We start from the raw sequence: 16,670 nt of genomic DNA on the forward strand, positions 1-16,670 counted from the left end.
CGGGAGGAGAAGAGATGCGAAGCCTGGGCGACTCGCCGACCCTCTGGGCGCTCATCGAAGGGCGGGCCGCCCTGACCCCCGACGCCCCGGCGCTGCTCGACACCGACGACCGCCGGCTGACCTTCGGGCAGCTGCGCGACCGCGCAGAACGGGTCGCCGCCGGGCTGCAGGCCCGCGGCATCCGGCCCGGCAGCGCAGTGGCATGGCAGCTGCCGACCCGGATCGAGACCGTGGTCCTGTCGGCGGCCCTCGCCCGGCTGGGCACCGTGCAGACCCCGGTCATGCCCTTCTACCGCGACCACGAGGTCGGCCACATCCTGCGCCAGACCGGCCCCGCCCTCTTCGCCGTCCCCGGCGTATGGCGCGGCTTCGACCACACCGCGATGGCGCGCCGCCTCGGCGCGCACGACGTCCTGGAGGCCTACGACTCCCTGCCGGAGGCCGACCCGGACTCCCTCCCCGCCCCGCCCTCCGACGGCACGCGGGTCCGCTGGATCTACTGGACCTCCGGCACCACCTCCGAACCCAAGGGCGTGCTGCACACCGACCGCAGCCTCATCGCCGGCGGTTCCTGCCTCGCCCTCGCCCTGGAGCTCGGCCCGGACGACGTCGGCTCCGTCGCCTTCCCGTACGCGCACATCGGCGGCCCCGACTACCTGGTCATGCTGCTCCTGTGCGGCTTCCCGGCCCTGCTGCTGGAGCACTTCTCGCTCCCGGGGTCCCTGGAGGCCTACCGCAGGCACGGGGTCACCATGGCGGGCGGCAGCACCGCCTTCTACTCCCTCTTCCTCGCCGAGCAGCGCAAGCAGCCCGCGGGGAGCAGGATCATCCCCACCCTGCGCCTGCTGTCCGGCGGCGGCGCCCCCAAGCCGCCCGAGCTCTACCACGAGGTGGTCCGCGACCTCGGCTGCGCCCTCGCGCACGGTTACGGCATGACCGAAGCCCCCATGATCACCATGGGCTCGCCGCGCGACCCCGTCGACCGGCTCGCCACCACCGAGGGCCGCCCGCCCGCCTCCATGGAGATACGCATCGCCGACGACGGCGAGGTGCTGCTGCGCGGTGAGGCCGTGTGCCAGGGCTACACCGACCCGGAGCTGACCAAACAGGCCTTCGACGCCGACGGCTTCCTGCGTACCGGGGACGTCGGCAGGCTCACCCCGGACGGCTACCTGGTCCTCACCGGGCGCCTCAAGGACATCATCATCCGTAAGGGTGAGAACGTCTCGGCCAAGGAGATCGAGGAACTCCTCTACGCCCACCCCGGCATCGCCGACGCCGCCGTGATCGGCCTGCCCGACCCCCAGCGCGGGGAACGCGTCTGCGCCGTCGTCGAGCAGCCGCCGGACGCCGGACCGCTCACCCTCGCCGAGGTCACGGCCTTCCTCCGCGAGGCGGGCCTGGCCGTCCACAAACTGCCCGAACAGCTCGAGGTGGTGGACGTGCTGCCCCGGAACGAGACCCTGCGCAAGGTCCTCAAGTACAAGCTCAGGGAGCGCTTTACGAAAGCGTGAGGCACGTCCGCCGCAAAGCCGCGTACCCTCCTCCGCAAGAGTTCCAAAGGGGAAGGGTCACGGTGGGCACACAGGACGGCCAGGACCGGGCGCGGGACGGCCTGGACGAAGGTCCCGGCACAGGTCCCGAAAGCGGCCCGCAGGACGGCCCGCAGGATCCCCTCGAACTGCTCCGGCTGGGAGACGCCGCCCTCGACGCGGGCGAACTCACCCAGGCCCGGCTCCACTTCGAGACCGCCGAGCGGCTGCTCGACGCGGACCCCGCGGCCCCCGACGCCCGGCGCGCCGCGGCGCTGCGCGGCCGGGCCGTGTCCCACCTGCTGGCGGGCGAGGTGCGGTACGCCTCCCACCTGCTGGAGGAGGGCATCACCCGGCTCGAACGGCAGACCGTGTCGGACGACGCCCGGCCCGACCCCGACGCCCTGCTGATGCTGCACATCGCGGCCATCGGGCCGTACACCGACCTGGGCGCCTACGCCCGGGCCGCCCACGCCGCCGAGCAGGCGCTCAACCTCGCCCCCGGGGCCGGCGATCCGGCCCTGGTCGCCCAGATGCACCGCAGCATCGCCCGCACCCTGATCGTCGCGGGACGTACCGGCGAGGCCGAGGCCTCCCTGGCGAAGGCGCAGGAGCTGTTCCAGCGGCTGGAGCTGCACACGGACCTGGCCCACTGCCACTGGATGCGCGGCTACGTCCACTCCCAGGACGGCGACCTGGAGCAGGCCGAGCGCGAGCTGCGCACCGCCCGCGACATGCTGTCCGCCGGCCGGTCCGTGCTGTTCACGGTGCAGGTCGAGGTGGAGCTCGCCGACGTGCTCCGGCGGCGCGGCAAGCCCGCCGAGGCCGAGGAGCTGCTGACCCGGCTGCTGGACGAGCTGGGCCCCTGGCGCGGCGCCGTCCACGCCGGCGGGGCGCACCGGCTGCTCGGGCTGCTGGCGGAGGAGCGCGGTGACCCGGAGGCCGCGGAGGAGCACTACGTGTCCGCCCTGGCGCTGCTGGAACGCGCGGGAGCCGCCGGGGACCTGGCGGACATCTGCCGGCTGCTGGGCGACCTGCTGCGCCGGTCCGGCCGGGTGGAGGCCGCGCTGGACGCCTACCGGACGGGCCTGGGCCACCGCGCGGCGATCGGCACCACCACGCTGGGCCCGGCTCCGGCCGACTCCTGACCCCGGCCGGCCCCGCCGCCGTACCGGCTCAGGGCTTGTGGACCGTGTTCACGTAGCCCGTGCCGCCCGCGGCGAGGCCGTCGACCGTCTTCTCCACCTCCGTCAGGGACTGGGCCTTCCTGGCGTTGTGGTAGAACCAGTCGACCTTCATGTCCCAGCTGCGCTTCCCGGCGAACGGCAGGTCCACGAACCAGGCGTTGAAGTTCACGGACATGCTCTGGGTCGGGTAGTACTTGCCCCCGGTCCGGAACAGCTCGTGCCCGTCGAGGCTGTAGGTCACCACGCCGTGCGCGGCCGTGGTGACCAGCGTGTGCCACCCCCTGAGGCTGGACGTCGTGGCCCGGGTGACCCGGTCCCCCTCCCTCGCGCTGCGCCAGGTCGTCGTGTCGAGCCTCGGGCCGGGGGCGCCCCAGCCCCCGTTCGGCTGGTACTCGTTGTCGAGCTCGCTGTACTCGGCGTGGTGGTGGGGCGAGATCATGTAGAAGGTCTCGTTGACGTGGTCGCCGTTGCGGCCGCTCGCCGGTTCGTCCGTGAAGTGGATCCGGGCGGCGAAGGTCCCGGTCAGGAACTTCGTGCCGGTGGTGTGCACCTCGGCCTGGGTGGTGCCGCGCTTCGTCCCGTCGGTGGCGGCGCGCAGCTGCAGGACCTGGCCGCCCAGCGCGTCCTCGTCCGCGGGGAAGCTGACCCCTCCCGCCGACCACGTGTCGCGGATGCCGGGACCACCCCCGCTGGTGCGCACCAGCCAGCCGTGGGCGCGCAGCGCCGGGTCACGGGGGCCGCTGTAGCGGAAGTCGTCGAAGACGATCCCGGAGGGCGGCGCGGGCCGTGCCGCGCCTGCGGCCGGGCCCCGGGGGGACGTGGTGACGTCACCGCCGGGCTCGTCGCCCCAGACGTGCCTGCCGTCCAGGTAGCCGGTCACCAGCTTCGACGCCTGGAAGGTGTCGTGGGCGGGGCTGAACGACCGGTCGTCGCGCTGGTCCACCTTCCCGCCGGGACGGTACAGCTGCACCCCGATGGCCCCGCTCTTCGCGCCCGGGGCCAGGGTGCCCGCGGCCTTCGTGAAGGTGATCTCGAGGTAGTGGTCGGCGGCCGGTGCCGGACGGTCCATGGCGACGGTCCTCCCGTCGACGTTCGGGCAGCCCACCGAGGCCTGGACGCAGTTGAACGCGTACGGGGAACCGCCGTCCTGCGTGTACCAGTACCGGACCGCCACGTCGGCCAGACGCACCCGGTGGTCCGAGGTGTTGACGACCTCCAGCCACGGCCGGGCCGTGGCGGCCGACGCCGACGTGCCCGCCTTGTAGCGGACGGTGAGCTCAGGGGGCGGCCGATGTGCCTCGCGCCACACGGGGTACAGCGCCGTGACGCCCGCGCCGACGGCGACCGCGAGCAGCAGGTACCCGGCCACCCTCCACACGGGGTGGCTCCGCTTCCCGCGCCCCGAGGGTACGAGCCGGTCTGACCGGACGGAGGGGCGGACAGAGGGGCGGGCAGGACCCACGGGGAAGCTCCTAGCGCGGTGGAGGGGCGATACCGAGGGCACGCCATGCGGTCTGCGGGATCCGGTCGGACCGGCGGCGGAACGCGGGCGCCGCCTACGAGGCGGCGTCGCGCACGGGCGCGACGGCGCCGACCGCCGGTGGAGCCGTCTCCCCGCGCTGGCGCGGGAGGTGGGGCTGCGGATGGGGCTGGAAGGCGATGTCGTCGTGGGCACCGCCGACCTCGATCCGGGCCCGGGTGCCCCAGTTGGTGCGCCGCAGCGTCGCCAGGGACCACAGTCGCAGCGGCAGCAGCAACCCGATGTTGAGCAGGGCGTACAGCGGGGCGGCGAGGAACGTCAGCATCCGGTCGACGATCCTCACCTGCGCGGCGCCGCGCAGGTAGTGGACGGACCGGACCCAGGCCATGACGCACATGTAGGCGAGGTAGCCGGCCAGCAGCGTCCAGCCCTGCGGGTGCATCAGGACCGCGACGAGCGCCGCGAGCAGCCCCGCGGTGAAGGCGACCCAGGTGACCAGCTCGACGAGGTTCAGCCACCAGTACATGCGGTGCAGCCGGAACTTGGCGAGGAGCAGGAAGCCCTCGCGGATGAACGACTTGCCCCAGCGGATCTGCTGGCGCACGTAGTGGCCGAGGCGCTCGGGGACGTCGGTGTAGCCGACGGCCGACGGCTGGATCAGGGAGAGCCCCTCGGTGAGGCAGTAGTACGTCAGGCGCCGGTCGTCCCCGAAGGTCGCCGGGCGGCCGAGGAAGCGCTGGTCGAGGAAGTCGTCGAGGTGCTTGCGGACGACCCACCCGCGGTACATGGCCAGCGACCCGCAGGCGCAGAGCACCGAGCCGAGGCGGGAGTAGGCCACCCGCTCGCCGAGGAAGGCGTTGACGTAGCGCATGTCGATGAGGCGGGTCAGCAGGTTGGTGCCGCGGTTGTGGGCGAGCACCAACCCGGTGACGCACTGGACCCGGCGCTTGGCGAAGGGCCGGGCGAGCTCCGCGACGGCGTGCCGGTCGAGCAGCGTGTCGGAGTCGATGCACAGGTACACGTCCGCGAGCGGCTCCTGCCGGAAGCCCGCGGCGAGGCCGTGGCGCTTGCCGCGGTTGCCGGGGAAGCGGACGAAGTCGAGGCGGACCCCGGCGCGCTGGAACTGCGGGCGCATCTCCTCGGCCAGGGCACGCGCCGAGTGGTCCTCGGAGCAGTCGTCGACCAGGGTGAGGGAGTGCGGTAGCAGGGTCTGCGCGAGGACCGACTCCAGGCAGCCGCGCAGCATCGCCGGGGCCTCGTTGTAGACCGTGATCACGCCGTGGATGCGTAGCCGGGTCACCGGCTTGTCGAACGCGAGCTCAGGACGGCGGCGCCGGCGGATGGAGAGCAGCAGCTTGACGGCGAGGAGGGACCCGACGGTCACTCCGTACCAGTGCACATGACGCAAGGACCACGAGAGGTGGTCCCAAGCACCCGCGAGATCGAGCATGGGCAGTGGAGACCTCCGTACGAACGCCCCCACCCGCCGGACAGAACCTTGAACACGTGTTCTGCGCACGAAGGTAACCCGGGCGGAGGTCCGGCGAAAGGTGCATCCTCCGCAGATTTCGCCCGGCAGCTCACAATCAGGCGTCCACAGGCCCTTCATGGACGAAGCGGACAGAGGATGTGAGAGTGCTCACACGGCACTTGACGGGCCCGCGCCCGCCCCTGGGCGGCACGGAAGGAAGGCTTAGGCCGACAGCGGCCGGGCCGCGTCGTCGGTGGCGGCCTCGAGATCGGGGAAGACCTCGAAGAGCCGGCGCACGCCGAGCGCGGCCAGCACCCGGTTGACGTGCGCGACACCGTCGGAGGGGCTGTTCCGCGGGAGGATCAGCCGCAGTTGCCCGGCGCAGGACCGCATCAGCCGCCGGGCGGCGATCAGCACACCCACACCGCTGGAGTCGCAGAAGTGGACCCCGGCCAGGTCCAGCACCACACTGTGGCGCCCGTCGGCCACCGCGTCGTGCACGTGCTGGCGCACCACCGGCGCGGTCACGAGATCCATTTCCCCCGAAACGGTCAGGACCACCCAACCGTCCCGTTCGTCCTGCACCACCTGCAATGCCACTGTCTGGCCCTTCTCCCGGCAGCGGTCGTACAGACCCTATGCCCCGCCTGAGCCGCTTCCCCGCAATCTTCCGGTCACACCCGGATAACTCATTACCAGAATCGATCAGTTATGGCAGAAGCTTGCCTCAAGGCGTCGTACGTGGCAGCAATCGGCGGATACATTCGATCCGAGGCAGTGCGACCGTAGTAGGACGACGGTGACAAAGGGGGAGACGCGATGGCGGCATCCGCACCACCCCGCTGGGACCGCAAGATGCAACAGCGGCTCGCGCGCGGCGAGGAGGCCGCGCTCGGCGAGCTGTACGACCGCTACGCCTCCCTTGTGCACAGCCTCGCCCACCGCGTCATGGACGACGAGGAGGCCGCCGCCCAGATCACCCGTGAGGTCTTCGGCTACATCTGGGAGAACCCGGACGCCTACGACCCCAAGCAGGGTTCGCTGCGCTCCTGGGTCGCCGGCCTCACCCAGCGCCAGGCCGTCCACCGGCTGCGCCAGTCGGAGACCCGCGGCGCCGGCACCCCGGAGCAGGTCGAGGCCAGGGTCCGCGAGGCCTCGACGGCCGCCCGCGCCGACTACATCGTGACCTCCATGCCCGAACCCCTGCGCCTGGCCCTCGACCTCGCCTACCGCCGCCGCATGGACTACCGCGAGGCCGCCGCCGACCTCGGGGTCACCGAGGACGAGGCGCGCCGCCGCCTCCGGCTCGGGCTGCAGTTGCTGTCCACCGCCGCGCAGGACACCTCGCCCCAGGGAAGGTCCCTGTGAACGGACCGGCCGAGAACGGCGAGCCTCCCCCGCCCGGGACCAACCTGCCCCGTGTGCCGATGCCCCGCGGCGCCGCCGAGGACGGCCCGCTGCCCCAGGCCCGGCCTGCCGCGCCCCCGTCGTCGCCGGACGTGCCCGCGCGCGAGGCGGCGAAGACGGCGCACGAGCCGGAGCGAGAAGCGGAGAAGGAGCCCGTGCGGCCCGGACCCCCGGAGTACGACCACCGCGTGCTGCGCTCCCTGCTCGGCGCGTGGGCACTGTCGGCCTGCTCCCGTGACGAGGCCTGCGCCGTCGAGGTCCACCTCACCGACTGCGCGCCCTGCGCCGAAGAGGCGGTGCGGCTGCGCCGCGCGGTGGGCCTGCTGCACCAGGAGGAGTCCCTCGACCTCGACCCGCTGCTGCGCGCCCGCGTCCTGGAGGGCTGCCTGGGCCGCCGCCCGGCCCGCATCCCCGTCCCCGGATGGGCCGCGCCGTACGACGCCGAGACCGCGCGCCTCGACGCGCTCCTCGCCGACCTCGGCGAACCCGAGTGGGACACGCCCGTCAAGCTGGTCTGGGCGGGCGGGTCGCGCGAGCTGACGCTCTGCGGCGTCCTGGCCCATCTCGGCTCGGTGGACGGGGTCGTGGCCACCGCGCTCGGCCTCGACGACCCGCTCGGCCCCGGCGCGCCCCGCACACGCCTGGAGCGCACCGAACTCGCCGGGGAGCGCTGCCGCCGCCACACGCACGCCTTCGTCCGCAACAAGTGGCGCACCCAGACCCGGGACATCGTGCGGACGCTGTCCTTCGCCGGCTCCGCGACCGGCGGGCTGCCCGTGGACTTCACCGACGCCGTCGTGCCGATGCGGGACGCCCTGATCGACCGCGCCTTCGAGTGCTGGATCCACGCCGAGGACATCGCGCAGGCCCTGGACTACCCCGAGTACGGGCCGCCGGCGGCGCCGCACCTCAACCGCATGATCGACCTCGCGGCCCGGATGCTGCCCACCGCCCTGGCCGCGCTCCGCCAGGCGGGACGGGCCGAGTCCACCGCCCGTCTCGTACGGGCCGGTGCGCCCGGCCGTACCCTCGACCTCCACGTCGAGGGCTCCGGCGGCGGCCACTGGTACATCTCCCTGGACTCGCCCGGCGCGATCGGCACCCCGGAGACGGTGGTCGCCGAGATCGCCGTCGACCAGCTCGACTTCTGCCAGCTGGCCGCGGGCCACATCGCGCCCAGCCGCGTCGCCGCCGGGCGCGACGGGGACCACGCGGCGATCCGGGACGTCCTGCACGCCACGGCATCGTTGTCACGCCTCTAGGCCATGTCGCCCAGGGGCCCCGGGCACGGAACCTGGCCGGCGGCGGCTACCCCTTGCTCACCGCCGTGAGCACCTCCGGCAGGCGGCCCAGCAGGCGGGGCGCCGCCGTGCGGACCCCCAGCACCGCGAACGCGGCCCCGTAGAGGCAGCCCAGCGGCAGGACGAGCCACAGCGCGCCGTGCCGCCCCGAGACGTGGAGCCAGATCAGTACGCCGAGCACGGGAAGCGTGATCACCGCGCCCGTCACCGCGCCCCCGGCGAGGCTGAGCCAGGCCAGGCTCCCCTGTCCCGGCGCGGCGGCGCTGCCGAAGCGGTTCTCCTGCGGCATGGAGTAGGGGAAGCGCACACTCGCCCAGGCGCCGGTGGCGATCAGCGCCCCCAGCAGCGCGATGGAGAGCCCGAGGGTCTCGGCCGCCGCGTCGGCCCGCCCCAGCAGGAAGGCCGCGCCGATGGTCACGACGGCCACGTACGGGACGCCCACCACCGCGATCGCCAGCGCCCGCCCGCGCAGTTCCGCGTACGCGTCCGTGCGGGAGGAGACGGTCGCGGCGACCGTCCAGAAGGCGGAGCCGTCCATGCCGAACTGGTTGTACATCTGCAGCCCGAGCAGTGCGGCCGCCCAGCAGGCGGTGTAGACGCTGCCTTGCTGGACCGCCGAGACGAGCGGCAGCAGCAGCCCCAGGGCCAGGGCGGTGGCCCAGGCGGCCTTGGTCCGCGGATCGCGCCAGGCGTAGCGGAACTGGCGCTCCATGACGGTGCCGGTGCGCCCCTCCGGGAGCAGCCGGAACCGGGTCTCCCGGACCCTCGACGGGCCCGCCTGCACGGTGGAGGCGTCCGGGCGGGTCATGAGCCGGTCCAGACTGCGGTGCCACCACACGAGCACCAGCCCCAGCACGGCACCGGTCCAGGCGAGTTCGGCGACCGCGAGCCCGTACCCGCCCTCCCCCGCCGACCGCACCGCGTCCAGCGCCGACGCCGGCGGCAGCCAGCGCAGCACCGAGGTGAGGGCGCCGACCCGCTCCAGGCCGTGCCCGGAGGTGAGCGCGTTGGCGCCCAGGCTGACCAACTGGGCGCCCACCGCGACCAGCAGGCCGCTGAGCACCGCCAGGTCGCGTCCCTTGCGGCTGGTCAGCAACCGGGTGTTGGCCGCGGCGACGGCCCGCGACAGGGCCACGCACAGCAGCACGGTGAGCGGCACCGCGATCACCGCCGCCACCGCCGAGGCGGCGCCCGCCACGACGGACACCGCCGCGCCGGCCACCACCAGAAGGGTGAGCAGCGGCCCGACGCCGACCAGCGAGGACACCAGGAGCGCCCGGATCAGCGGCCGCGGCCGCAGTGGCAGCATCGCCAGCCGGGTCGGGTCGAGGGTGTCGTCGCCGCCGAAGACGAACAACGGCATGGCGGCCCAGCCGACCCCGAGCACGACCGCCACGCCGATGGCCGCCGAGGGCGCGTAGTCGTTCCCGCGCAGGGCGACCAGCCCCACGCCCAGGCCCAGCGCGTAGAGCAGGGACACCAGGCTGCCGATGATCCAGCCGACCCGGCGACCCGTCGACTGCCGCAACCCGTTGCGGAGGACCGACAGCTTGAGCCGTACGAAGGTGCCCGTCACGACCGGCTCGCCCCGGCCGGCCCGGCCCCGCCGTCCGCGCCGCCCCCGCCCTGCCCGGCGCCCCGCGCCGCCGGAGCGTTCGCCCCGCCGAGCCAGTCCAGGTCCTGCCCCGGGCCGCGGTCCCGGGCGCCCACCAGGGTCAGGAAGGCGTCCTGCAGCGTCGGCGCCTGCCCGCGCACCTCGGCGAGCGGGCCCTGGGCCACGATCCGGCCGGCGGCCATCACCGCGACCCAGTCGCACAGGCTCTCCACCAGCTCCATGACGTGCGAGGAGAAGACGACGGTCGCCCCGGAGCCGGTGTAGCGCTCCAGCACCCCGCGGATGACCTGGGCGGAGACGGGGTCGACCCCCTCGAAGGGCTCGTCCAGGAAGAGCACTTCGGGATTGTGCAGCAGTGCCGCGGCCAGGCCGATCTTCTTGCGCATACCCGTCGAGTAGTCCACGACGAGCTTGTTGGCGGCGCCGGCCAGGTCGAGGACATCGAGCAGCTGGGCGGCCCGGCGGTCGGTCTCCGCACCCGGGATGCCGCGCAGCCGGCCCGTGTACGCCAGCAGTTCGCGGCCGGTGAGCCGCTCGAAGAGCCGCAGCCCCTCGGGCAGGACGCCGATGCGGGACTTCACGGCGACCGGGTCGCGCCAGACGTCGGCACCGCCGACCTCGATGAGGCCGTCGTCGGGCCGCAGCAGGCCCGTCACCATCGACAGGGTCGTGGTCTTGCCCGCGCCGTTGGGTCCGACGATCCCCACGAAGTGCCCGGCGGGCAGGGTCAGATCGATCCCGGCGACGGCGATCTGCTGCCCGAAGCGTTTCCATAGTCCATGGACGCGTACGGCGGGCGCGACGGATGCATTCGGCATCCGCCCAGCCTATGACGACGGGGGTGGGGCCCGGCTAGCGTCCGCAGGCGTAGGCGAGGGGGGAGATCAGTTCCTCGGTGTCCGGCAGCCACCGGTTGAGGGCCGTGGGCCGGCGCACCCACTGGACGACGCCGCCCGTGCCGAGCCGCGTGGGCGGGGCCGGGACCCAGTCGCCGTCGCCGCGCACCACCAGGTCGAGCGAGGAGGGCGCCCAGCCGAGCCGGCGCAGCAGGTCCGGCGCCTTCGCGCCGGCTCCGGGCAGTACGAAGAAGATCATCCGGCGGGACGGGGTCCCGAGCACCGGGCCAAGCGGCAGTTCCATGCGCTCCATGCGGGCCAGCGCGAGGCAACCGGCGTCCTCCGGGACGTCGATGGCGTCGAAGGTTCGTCCGGTGGGGAGCAGGACCGAGGCATGGGGCTGCCGCAGCCACATCCTGCGTACCGTGGCTCCGCTCCCGCTCGCCTCACCGACCCAGCCGGGCCCGGTCGGGTGCGCCCCGGGCGCCGGGCAGGCGGTGTCGCCGCAGGAACAGCGCGGGGTGCGCGGACCGCCGCGGCCGGCGGCGGCGTCCTCGACGAGCCAGGCACCGGGCAGCACGTCCCAGTGCCGCTCCTCCGCGTACCCGACGGCGGCTTCGAGGAGTTGGCCGGCGATCCGCGGCGGGGCTGCGATGGTGTGTTCCACGGTGTCTTCCACGACCTTCACAACTGCGCTGCCCAGCGCGGGTTACGGGCGGTGACGTCCCGGCCTCGCGGCTCATGGCGGGCGCACGGGAGCACTGGTGGGGGCGCGCGGTAGGGGGAGGTCCGACATCCGGGTAGTCACCCTTGGGTGTGTAGGCATGCATCCCACCGCAAATTATGTCCTTTGCGGCGAATTTGAGTGGCGCGTACCGGGAAGGGATCTTCGGGAAGGGATCTTGAGGTCCCGAAAGCGGCAGCTGTGAGGGGGAGCCCATGGCCGCACGACCGCTCGTCGCACGCCAGCCGAACGAACGGCTGCAGGCACTGATCCAGGAGGCAGGCTGCTCCAACGCCGGATTGGCCCGCCGGGTCAACATGTGCGGCGCGGAGCACGGCCTCGACCTGCGTTACGACAAGACCTCCGTGGCCCGCTGGCTACGCGGCCAGCAACCGCGGGGCAGGGCACCGGCGATCATCGCCGAGGCCATCGGCCGGAAGCTGGGCCGCACCGTCACCATCGACGAGATCGGCATGGCCAACGGCAAGAACCTGGCCACCGGTGTCGGCCTGCACTTCTCGCCCACCGTGCTCGGCGCGATCGAGCAGGTCTGCGAGCTGTGGCGGAGCGACGTCGGCCGCCGGGACTTCCTCACCGGATCCACCGTGGCGGCCTCGGCCCTGGTCGAGCCCAGCCGGGACTGGCTGATCACCCGGGCCGACGCCCAGGTAGCCCGCGCCGGCGGGCAGCGTGTCGGCATGTCCGACGTCGAGGCGGTACGGGCGACCACCCGGGCGCTGAACGAACTCGACCACCGCTTCGGCAGCGGTCAGGTGCGCCCCGTGGTGGTGCACTACCTCAACAGCGTGGTCTCCGGGCTCCTCGCCGGCTCCTACCGGGAGGCGACGGGCCGTCAGCTCTTCTCGGCCGTCGCCCGGCTGACCGAACTCGCCGGCTACATGGCCGTCGACACCGGCCAACCCGGCCTGGCGCAGCGCTACTACATCCAGGCGCTGCGGCTGGCCCAGGCGGCGGGGGACCGCGCGTACGGGGGCTACGTCCTCGCCGCGGGGATGAGCCACCTCGCCGCGCAGCTCGGCACCCCGCGCGAGATCGCCCAACTCGCCCGCGCCGCCCAGGAGGGCGCCCGCGGTCAGGTCACCGCCACCGCGCAGGCCATGTTCTACGCGGCGGAGGCGCGCGGCCACGCGCTGATGGGTGACGCCCGGGCCTGCGGCGCCGTCGCGGGGCAGGCCGTGGAGGCGCTGGAGCGCTCCGAACCGGGCGACGACCCCGACTGGATCCGGCACTTCGGACCGGCCTACCTCGCCGACGAGCTCGCCCACTGCCACCGCGACCTCAACCAGGCACCGCAGGCGGTCCGCCGCGCGGAGGAGGCGCTGGCCGGGCACGCCCCGGACAAGGCCCGCCGCCGCGCGATCGGCCTGCTCCTGCTCGCCCAGGCACAGGTCCAGCAGCGGGAGGTCGAGCAGGCCTGCCACACCGGCGCCCAGGCCGTCGAACTGCTCGCCACGCTGCGCACCACCCGCGGCGCGGAGTACCTCGACGACCTCCGCCTGCGCCTGCAGCCGTACGCGGCGGAGAGCTCCGTCCGGGAGTTCGACGCCCGCCTGGAGGAGGAGGAACTGGCTGCGTGACGGCACGGGGGCGGGGGCGTCGCGCGCCCCCGTCCCGCGAATCGTTACAGGAACGACATCAACCCACCGGTAGGGGCACCCTGTTCTGCGACGGGGCGGCCCCCCGGATCCCGTCGGACCCACCGCGGCATGGTGACGTCCGAAGCAGACCCGGTAGCGTGAGCCGACGATTCCGTAGCGACGGAGAAGGCAGAGGTACCGGTGATGCACGGCGGACGCGGTGACGAGGCGTATCCGGAGGTGCACGAGGGCGTGGTGCTGCCCGCGGACGGGGGCATACCCGGCCCGGGAGCGACCGCGGCCTGGGGTTCCGGCCCCGCGGCCGGGCAGCCGTGGGGCGAGCAGCCCCAGGCGTACGGCCCCCCGCACCAGTCCCTCCCGGACACCGACGCGACGCAGCTCTTCCCGCCGTACCCGCAGGCGCGGCCGCCCATGCCGGCCCACGAGCCGCAGCAGCCCCCGGCGCCCCAGTTCCAGCCCGGCCCGGTGGCGGACGCCACACAGGTCCTGCCGCCCTACCCGATGCCCGGGGCCGCCCCGTACGGCGTACGCCCGGGCACCCTGGCCGACGCGGACGCGACCCAGCACCTGCCGCGCTTCGAAGACGCGCCAGCCCCGCAGCAGGCCCCCGGCTACGGCTATCCGCACGACCCCCAGGGTCACCAGGGCAACGACGCGATGCTCCCGGCACAGCAGCCCCACGACGACTTCGGGCACCTGTACCGCCAGGACGGCCCGCCCCCGCAGCAGCCCGGCTACGCGGCGTCCCCGGACTACGCACAGCCCGCCTACGGTCAGCAGCCCGCCTACGCGCCGCAGCCGTCCTACGACTACGACCAGCCCGCCCCGGCCCGTCGCAAGCTCACCCCGGCCGCGCTGATCGGCATCGTCGTCGGCGGCTGCGCCGTCGCCGGTCTCCTCGCGGGCGCCCTGATGAGCGGCGGGGACGACGACCCCGCCGCGGCCCAGTCCCCGTCGGCCTCGTCGAGCGCCTCGTCCCCGGCCTCCTCCGGGGGAGGCGACGAGGGCGCGGCGGAGGAGCAGGCCAAGGGGCTCGAGGCCCTGCTCAAGACGAGCGGCAGCAACCGGACCTCCGTGATCAACGCGGTCGCCGGCATCAAGGGCTGCCGGAACCTGGACGGGGCGGCCGCCGACCTGCGGGCCGCCGCGCAGCAGCGCAACGACCTGATGACGCAGCTGAAGTCGCTGCCGGTGGACCAGCTCCCCAACCACCAGGACCTCACCGACGCCCTCAACAAGGCGTGGACGGCCTCCGCGGCCGCCGACAACCATTACGCGGCCTGGGCCGACCAGCTCAAGGCCGGCAAGAAGCTCTGCCGTCACGGCCAGGCGCGCCACACCGACCAGTACGCGGCGGGCAACACTCAGAGCGGTACCGCCACACAGGCGAAATCGCGCGCGGCGGCGCTGTGGAACCCCATCGCGAAGAAGTACGGGCTGACGCAGCACCAGGGCGGTCAGCTCTGAGACGACGGGCCCCCGGGAACGGATCCCGGCCCCGGGGGACGTGAAGCGCCGGCGGCCGTGGCCGTCGGCGCTTCCCCGCTCCCGCCGCGGCACCCGCGGACCCCGGCCCCCGTGGACCCCGGCGCCCGTGGACCCCCCGGCGCCCGTCAGCCCGGGGCGTTCTCCAGCGTCTTCGTCACGTCCACGAAGCCCTTGCGCGCGGCGACCAGTCGGCCCTTCTCGACCTTCTGGAAGGTGATCCGGCCGTTGACCAGGCGCGGCTGGTCGATGATGGAGGCCGTGTCCTGCTCGCGCCAGCCGAGCGGGGGCGTGAGGCCGTCGGTGGAGACGTCGTGCGCCTCGTCCAGCGCCTGCTTCAGCGACGGGGCCGTGACCGCCTGGTCCTTGCCCATCTTCTCGATGACCTCGGCGAGGGCCGTGTAGGCGATCCACGTGGTCTGCACGCCCGGGTCGTTCGGGTCGATGCTGTTGTCGCCGAAGGCGTACCTCTTGATCGTGTTCCGCATCAGCGCCCAGCGCGAGTCGGACGCCGGCGGGTACCAGCCGGTGACGAAGGCACCCTCCAGCGGGCTGTTGCTGCCGCCGGTGCTGTCCAGGGTGGACTGCTGGACGCTGCCGAGGACGGAGGCGATCTGGGCCTTGGGGCCGTCGACCAGGCCGGTGGCCGGGTCGGTGGTGGTCGTCCGGCGGAAGGCGTCGAAGAAGGTGGCGGTCTTGTCGCCGAGCGCGGCGCTCACGCAGTCGCCGGGGTGGTTGCTGCCGATCGCCCGCCGGGAGATCCCGTTGTAGTCGGTGGCGTCCTCGGGGGCGCGCAGGTCGGTGGCGCTGGTGCGGCCCTCGTCGCGCAGGCCGGCGTCGAGGAAGCGTGCGAAGAGGTCGCCCGCGGCGGTGTCGGGGCGTATGAGGCTCACCTTGTCGCACTTGCCCGCCAGTTGACGGCCGGCCCCGGCCATCAGCGCGGGCAGGCCGCCGTTGACGGGGTAGGAGAGCGGGCTCTCGAACTCGTCCTGGGTGATGCCGTAACCGCCGAGGTACGGGATCCCCTCGGCCTCCAGCGTGGAGGTGAAGGCGGCGCCGAACTGGCTGTAGGAGCCGACGACGGCGACCGCGCCCTCGTCGGCGGCGCGCTGGGCGCAGTCCCCGACGCCGAGGGCGCTGTTGTGGTCGTTGCAGGTAATGACCTTCAGCTCCCGGCCGGCGATGCCGCCGCGGGCGTTGACGTACTTGGCGAAGGCCTTGGCCATGCCGGGCATGCCGGGCATGTTGGTCGCACTGGTGTTCTCCGGAGCCCACGTCATGACGACGACCGGGCCCGTGGTGCCACCCGTCCCCCCCGGGAGCGTGCCGCATCCTGCCAGCAGGGCGACGCCGGCCATCGCGGATGCGAACGGAACGGCTCTGCGCGTACGCCAATCACTCATGGAATGGGAAGATTCCGCGTTTGTCGCAACACCAGGGTGAACGCGAGGGAACGGAGGGTCACCATCGGGTGAACAGAGTGTGTGGAGCCTGGAGCACGTACGATCGTGCACTGTGCAGAGTACGGAGAAGTCTTCCCGCCGCGGCACCCGCTCCTCCACGATGGGGGGCATGCCGCTCAACGACATGCCCTGGTGGCGCTGGCGCACGAACGTGCGCTCCGCGCTGCACATGATCAGCGACCCGGTGTTCCAGCGCGAAGTCTGGCTCACCGGGCAACCGGGTTACGGCGACGTGACCGACGCCGTCTACCGCCTGGTCGAGGACACCTGGCTCGACAACTGGTCCGCGGAGAAGTACGTGGGCACCGTCTTCCGGGACTCCCAGGAGGCGGCCCTGGTCGACGTGGCCGTGCTGCGGGTGCTGAAGATACTTCACCAGGTGGGCGCGGACGCCCCCGTCTCCGCGTACCTGGAGCACCACGCGTGGCCCGAGGCCGTGCGGGCCGCCCGCGAGGCGCACGTACGGATGGCCACCGGGGACGGCGAGGACCCGGACACGCCGCCGCGGTCACTGGACATCCTCAAGATCTACACACGCACGGCCTGAGCC

Annotated in this window: 14 protein-coding genes; 7 read left to right on the forward strand and 7 right to left on the reverse strand. The window is 73.4% G+C overall.

The features are described 5' to 3' along the window. The first annotated feature begins 14 nt into the window (after window positions 1–14). Entirely contained in the window at window positions 15–1,514 is a 1,500-nt protein-coding gene (locus ABZ312_RS02055) for a class I adenylate-forming enzyme family protein (RefSeq protein WP_500436199.1), read from the forward strand. Window positions 1,515–1,576: 62 nt separating this feature from the next. Further along, on the forward strand, window positions 1,577–2,680 hold the full coding sequence (locus ABZ312_RS02060) for a tetratricopeptide repeat protein (RefSeq protein ID WP_500330301.1): 1,104 nt from the start codon (window positions 1,577–1,579) through the stop codon (window positions 2,678–2,680). A 28-nt stretch (window positions 2,681–2,708) separates the two neighbouring features. Here the strand turns inward: ABZ312_RS02060 and ABZ312_RS02065 are convergent, their stop codons facing one another. The 3 genes from ABZ312_RS02065 to ABZ312_RS02075 all read right to left on the reverse strand — a co-directional run bounded on the left by ABZ312_RS02065 (window position 2,709) and on the right by ABZ312_RS02075 (window position 6,270). After that, complete coding sequence (locus ABZ312_RS02065; protein WP_500330302.1) at window positions 2,709–4,097, reverse strand: cellulose binding domain-containing protein; 1,389 nt, start codon at window positions 4,095–4,097, stop codon at window positions 2,709–2,711. Between the two features lie 178 nt (window positions 4,098–4,275). Beyond that, a complete protein-coding gene (locus ABZ312_RS02070; RefSeq protein ID WP_500436201.1) occupies window positions 4,276–5,649 on the reverse strand; it encodes a glycosyltransferase family 2 protein in 1,374 nt (457 codons plus the stop codon). A 243-nt stretch (window positions 5,650–5,892) separates the two neighbouring features. Further along, on the reverse strand, window positions 5,893–6,270 hold the full coding sequence (locus ABZ312_RS02075; protein WP_500330306.1) for an STAS domain-containing protein: 378 nt from the start codon (window positions 6,268–6,270) through the stop codon (window positions 5,893–5,895). A gap of 219 nt (window positions 6,271–6,489) precedes the next feature. Here ABZ312_RS02075 and ABZ312_RS02080 point away from each other — a divergent pair, with 219 nt between their 5' ends. Then, on the forward strand, window positions 6,490–7,038 hold the full coding sequence (locus tag ABZ312_RS02080; protein WP_500330308.1) for a sigma-70 family RNA polymerase sigma factor: 549 nt from the start codon (window positions 6,490–6,492) through the stop codon (window positions 7,036–7,038). Beyond that, window positions 7,035–8,339 carry a maleylpyruvate isomerase N-terminal domain-containing protein gene (locus tag ABZ312_RS02085; protein WP_500330310.1) on the forward strand — a complete coding sequence of 435 codons (1,305 nt, stop codon included), beginning with the start codon at window positions 7,035–7,037 and terminating at the stop codon, window positions 8,337–8,339. The genes ABZ312_RS02080 and ABZ312_RS02085 overlap by 4 nt, the downstream gene beginning before the upstream one ends. A 46-nt stretch (window positions 8,340–8,385) precedes the next feature. Here the strand turns inward: ABZ312_RS02085 and ABZ312_RS02090 are convergent, their stop codons facing one another. From ABZ312_RS02090 to ABZ312_RS02100, 3 genes are read right to left on the reverse strand one after another with little or no spacing between them, the layout of a single operon-like run. Then, the gene (locus ABZ312_RS02090) at window positions 8,386–9,954 is read right to left on the reverse strand and encodes a transporter (RefSeq protein WP_500330312.1); all 1,569 of its coding nucleotides are present in this window, start codon (window positions 9,952–9,954) and stop codon (window positions 8,386–8,388) included. Beyond that, window positions 9,951–10,811, reverse strand: a complete 861-nt coding sequence (locus ABZ312_RS02095; protein ID WP_500436202.1) for an ABC transporter ATP-binding protein — start codon at window positions 10,809–10,811, stop codon at window positions 9,951–9,953. The genes ABZ312_RS02090 and ABZ312_RS02095 overlap by 4 nt, the downstream gene beginning before the upstream one ends. Window positions 10,812–10,845: 34 nt before the next feature. After that, on the reverse strand, window positions 10,846–11,517 hold the full coding sequence (locus ABZ312_RS02100; protein WP_500330315.1) for a bifunctional DNA primase/polymerase: 672 nt from the start codon (window positions 11,515–11,517) through the stop codon (window positions 10,846–10,848). A gap of 251 nt (window positions 11,518–11,768) precedes the next feature. On the opposite strand from ABZ312_RS02100, the gene ABZ312_RS02105 reads away from it, so the two are divergent. Both ABZ312_RS02105 and ABZ312_RS02110 read left to right on the forward strand, forming a co-directional pair. After that, a complete protein-coding gene (locus tag ABZ312_RS02105; RefSeq protein ID WP_500330317.1) occupies window positions 11,769–13,151 on the forward strand; it encodes an NsdA family TPR-like regulatory protein in 1,383 nt (460 codons plus the stop codon). A 204-nt stretch (window positions 13,152–13,355) separates the two neighbouring features. Further along, entirely contained in the window at window positions 13,356–14,639 is a 1,284-nt protein-coding gene (locus ABZ312_RS02110; RefSeq protein ID WP_500330319.1) for a hypothetical protein, read from the forward strand. A 146-nt stretch (window positions 14,640–14,785) separates the two neighbouring features. Here the strand turns inward: ABZ312_RS02110 and ABZ312_RS02115 are convergent, their stop codons facing one another. Then, window positions 14,786–16,060, reverse strand: a complete 1,275-nt coding sequence (locus ABZ312_RS02115) for an ABC transporter substrate-binding protein (RefSeq protein ID WP_500330321.1) — start codon at window positions 16,058–16,060, stop codon at window positions 14,786–14,788. A 160-nt stretch (window positions 16,061–16,220) separates the two neighbouring features. Between ABZ312_RS02115 and ABZ312_RS02120 the strand changes: the two genes are divergently transcribed. Continuing rightward, window positions 16,221–16,667: an SCO4402 family protein gene (locus ABZ312_RS02120; protein ID WP_499516865.1), complete on the forward strand. Its 447-nt coding sequence runs from the start codon at window positions 16,221–16,223 to the stop codon at window positions 16,665–16,667. The last annotated feature ends 3 nt before the right edge of the window (window positions 16,668–16,670 follow it).

It is taken from the genome of Streptomyces sp. NPDC006207, from assembly GCF_040613835.1.
Lineage (GTDB): Bacteria > Actinomycetota > Actinomycetes > Streptomycetales > Streptomycetaceae > Actinacidiphila.

Excerpts from the sequence above, each read along its gene's own strand:
- ABZ312_RS02055 (WP_500436199.1), top strand. The coding sequence starts at position 15 with ATGCGAAGCCTGGGCGACTCGCCGACCCTCTGGGCGCTCATCGAAGGG.
- ABZ312_RS02070 (WP_500436201.1), bottom strand. The coding sequence starts at position 5,649 with ATGCTCGATCTCGCGGGTGCTTGGGACCACCTCTCGTGGTCCTTGCGT.
- ABZ312_RS02080 (WP_500330308.1), top strand. The coding sequence starts at position 6,490 with ATGGCGGCATCCGCACCACCCCGCTGGGACCGCAAGATGCAACAGCGG.
- ABZ312_RS02095 (WP_500436202.1), bottom strand. The coding sequence starts at position 10,811 with ATGCCGAATGCATCCGTCGCGCCCGCCGTACGCGTCCATGGACTATGG.
- ABZ312_RS02105 (WP_500330317.1), top strand. The coding sequence starts at position 11,769 with ATGGCCGCACGACCGCTCGTCGCACGCCAGCCGAACGAACGGCTGCAG.
- ABZ312_RS02110 (WP_500330319.1), top strand. The coding sequence starts at position 13,356 with ATGCACGGCGGACGCGGTGACGAGGCGTATCCGGAGGTGCACGAGGGC.
- ABZ312_RS02115 (WP_500330321.1), bottom strand. The coding sequence starts at position 16,060 with ATGAGTGATTGGCGTACGCGCAGAGCCGTTCCGTTCGCATCCGCGATG.
- ABZ312_RS02120 (WP_499516865.1), top strand. The coding sequence starts at position 16,221 with ATGGGGGGCATGCCGCTCAACGACATGCCCTGGTGGCGCTGGCGCACG.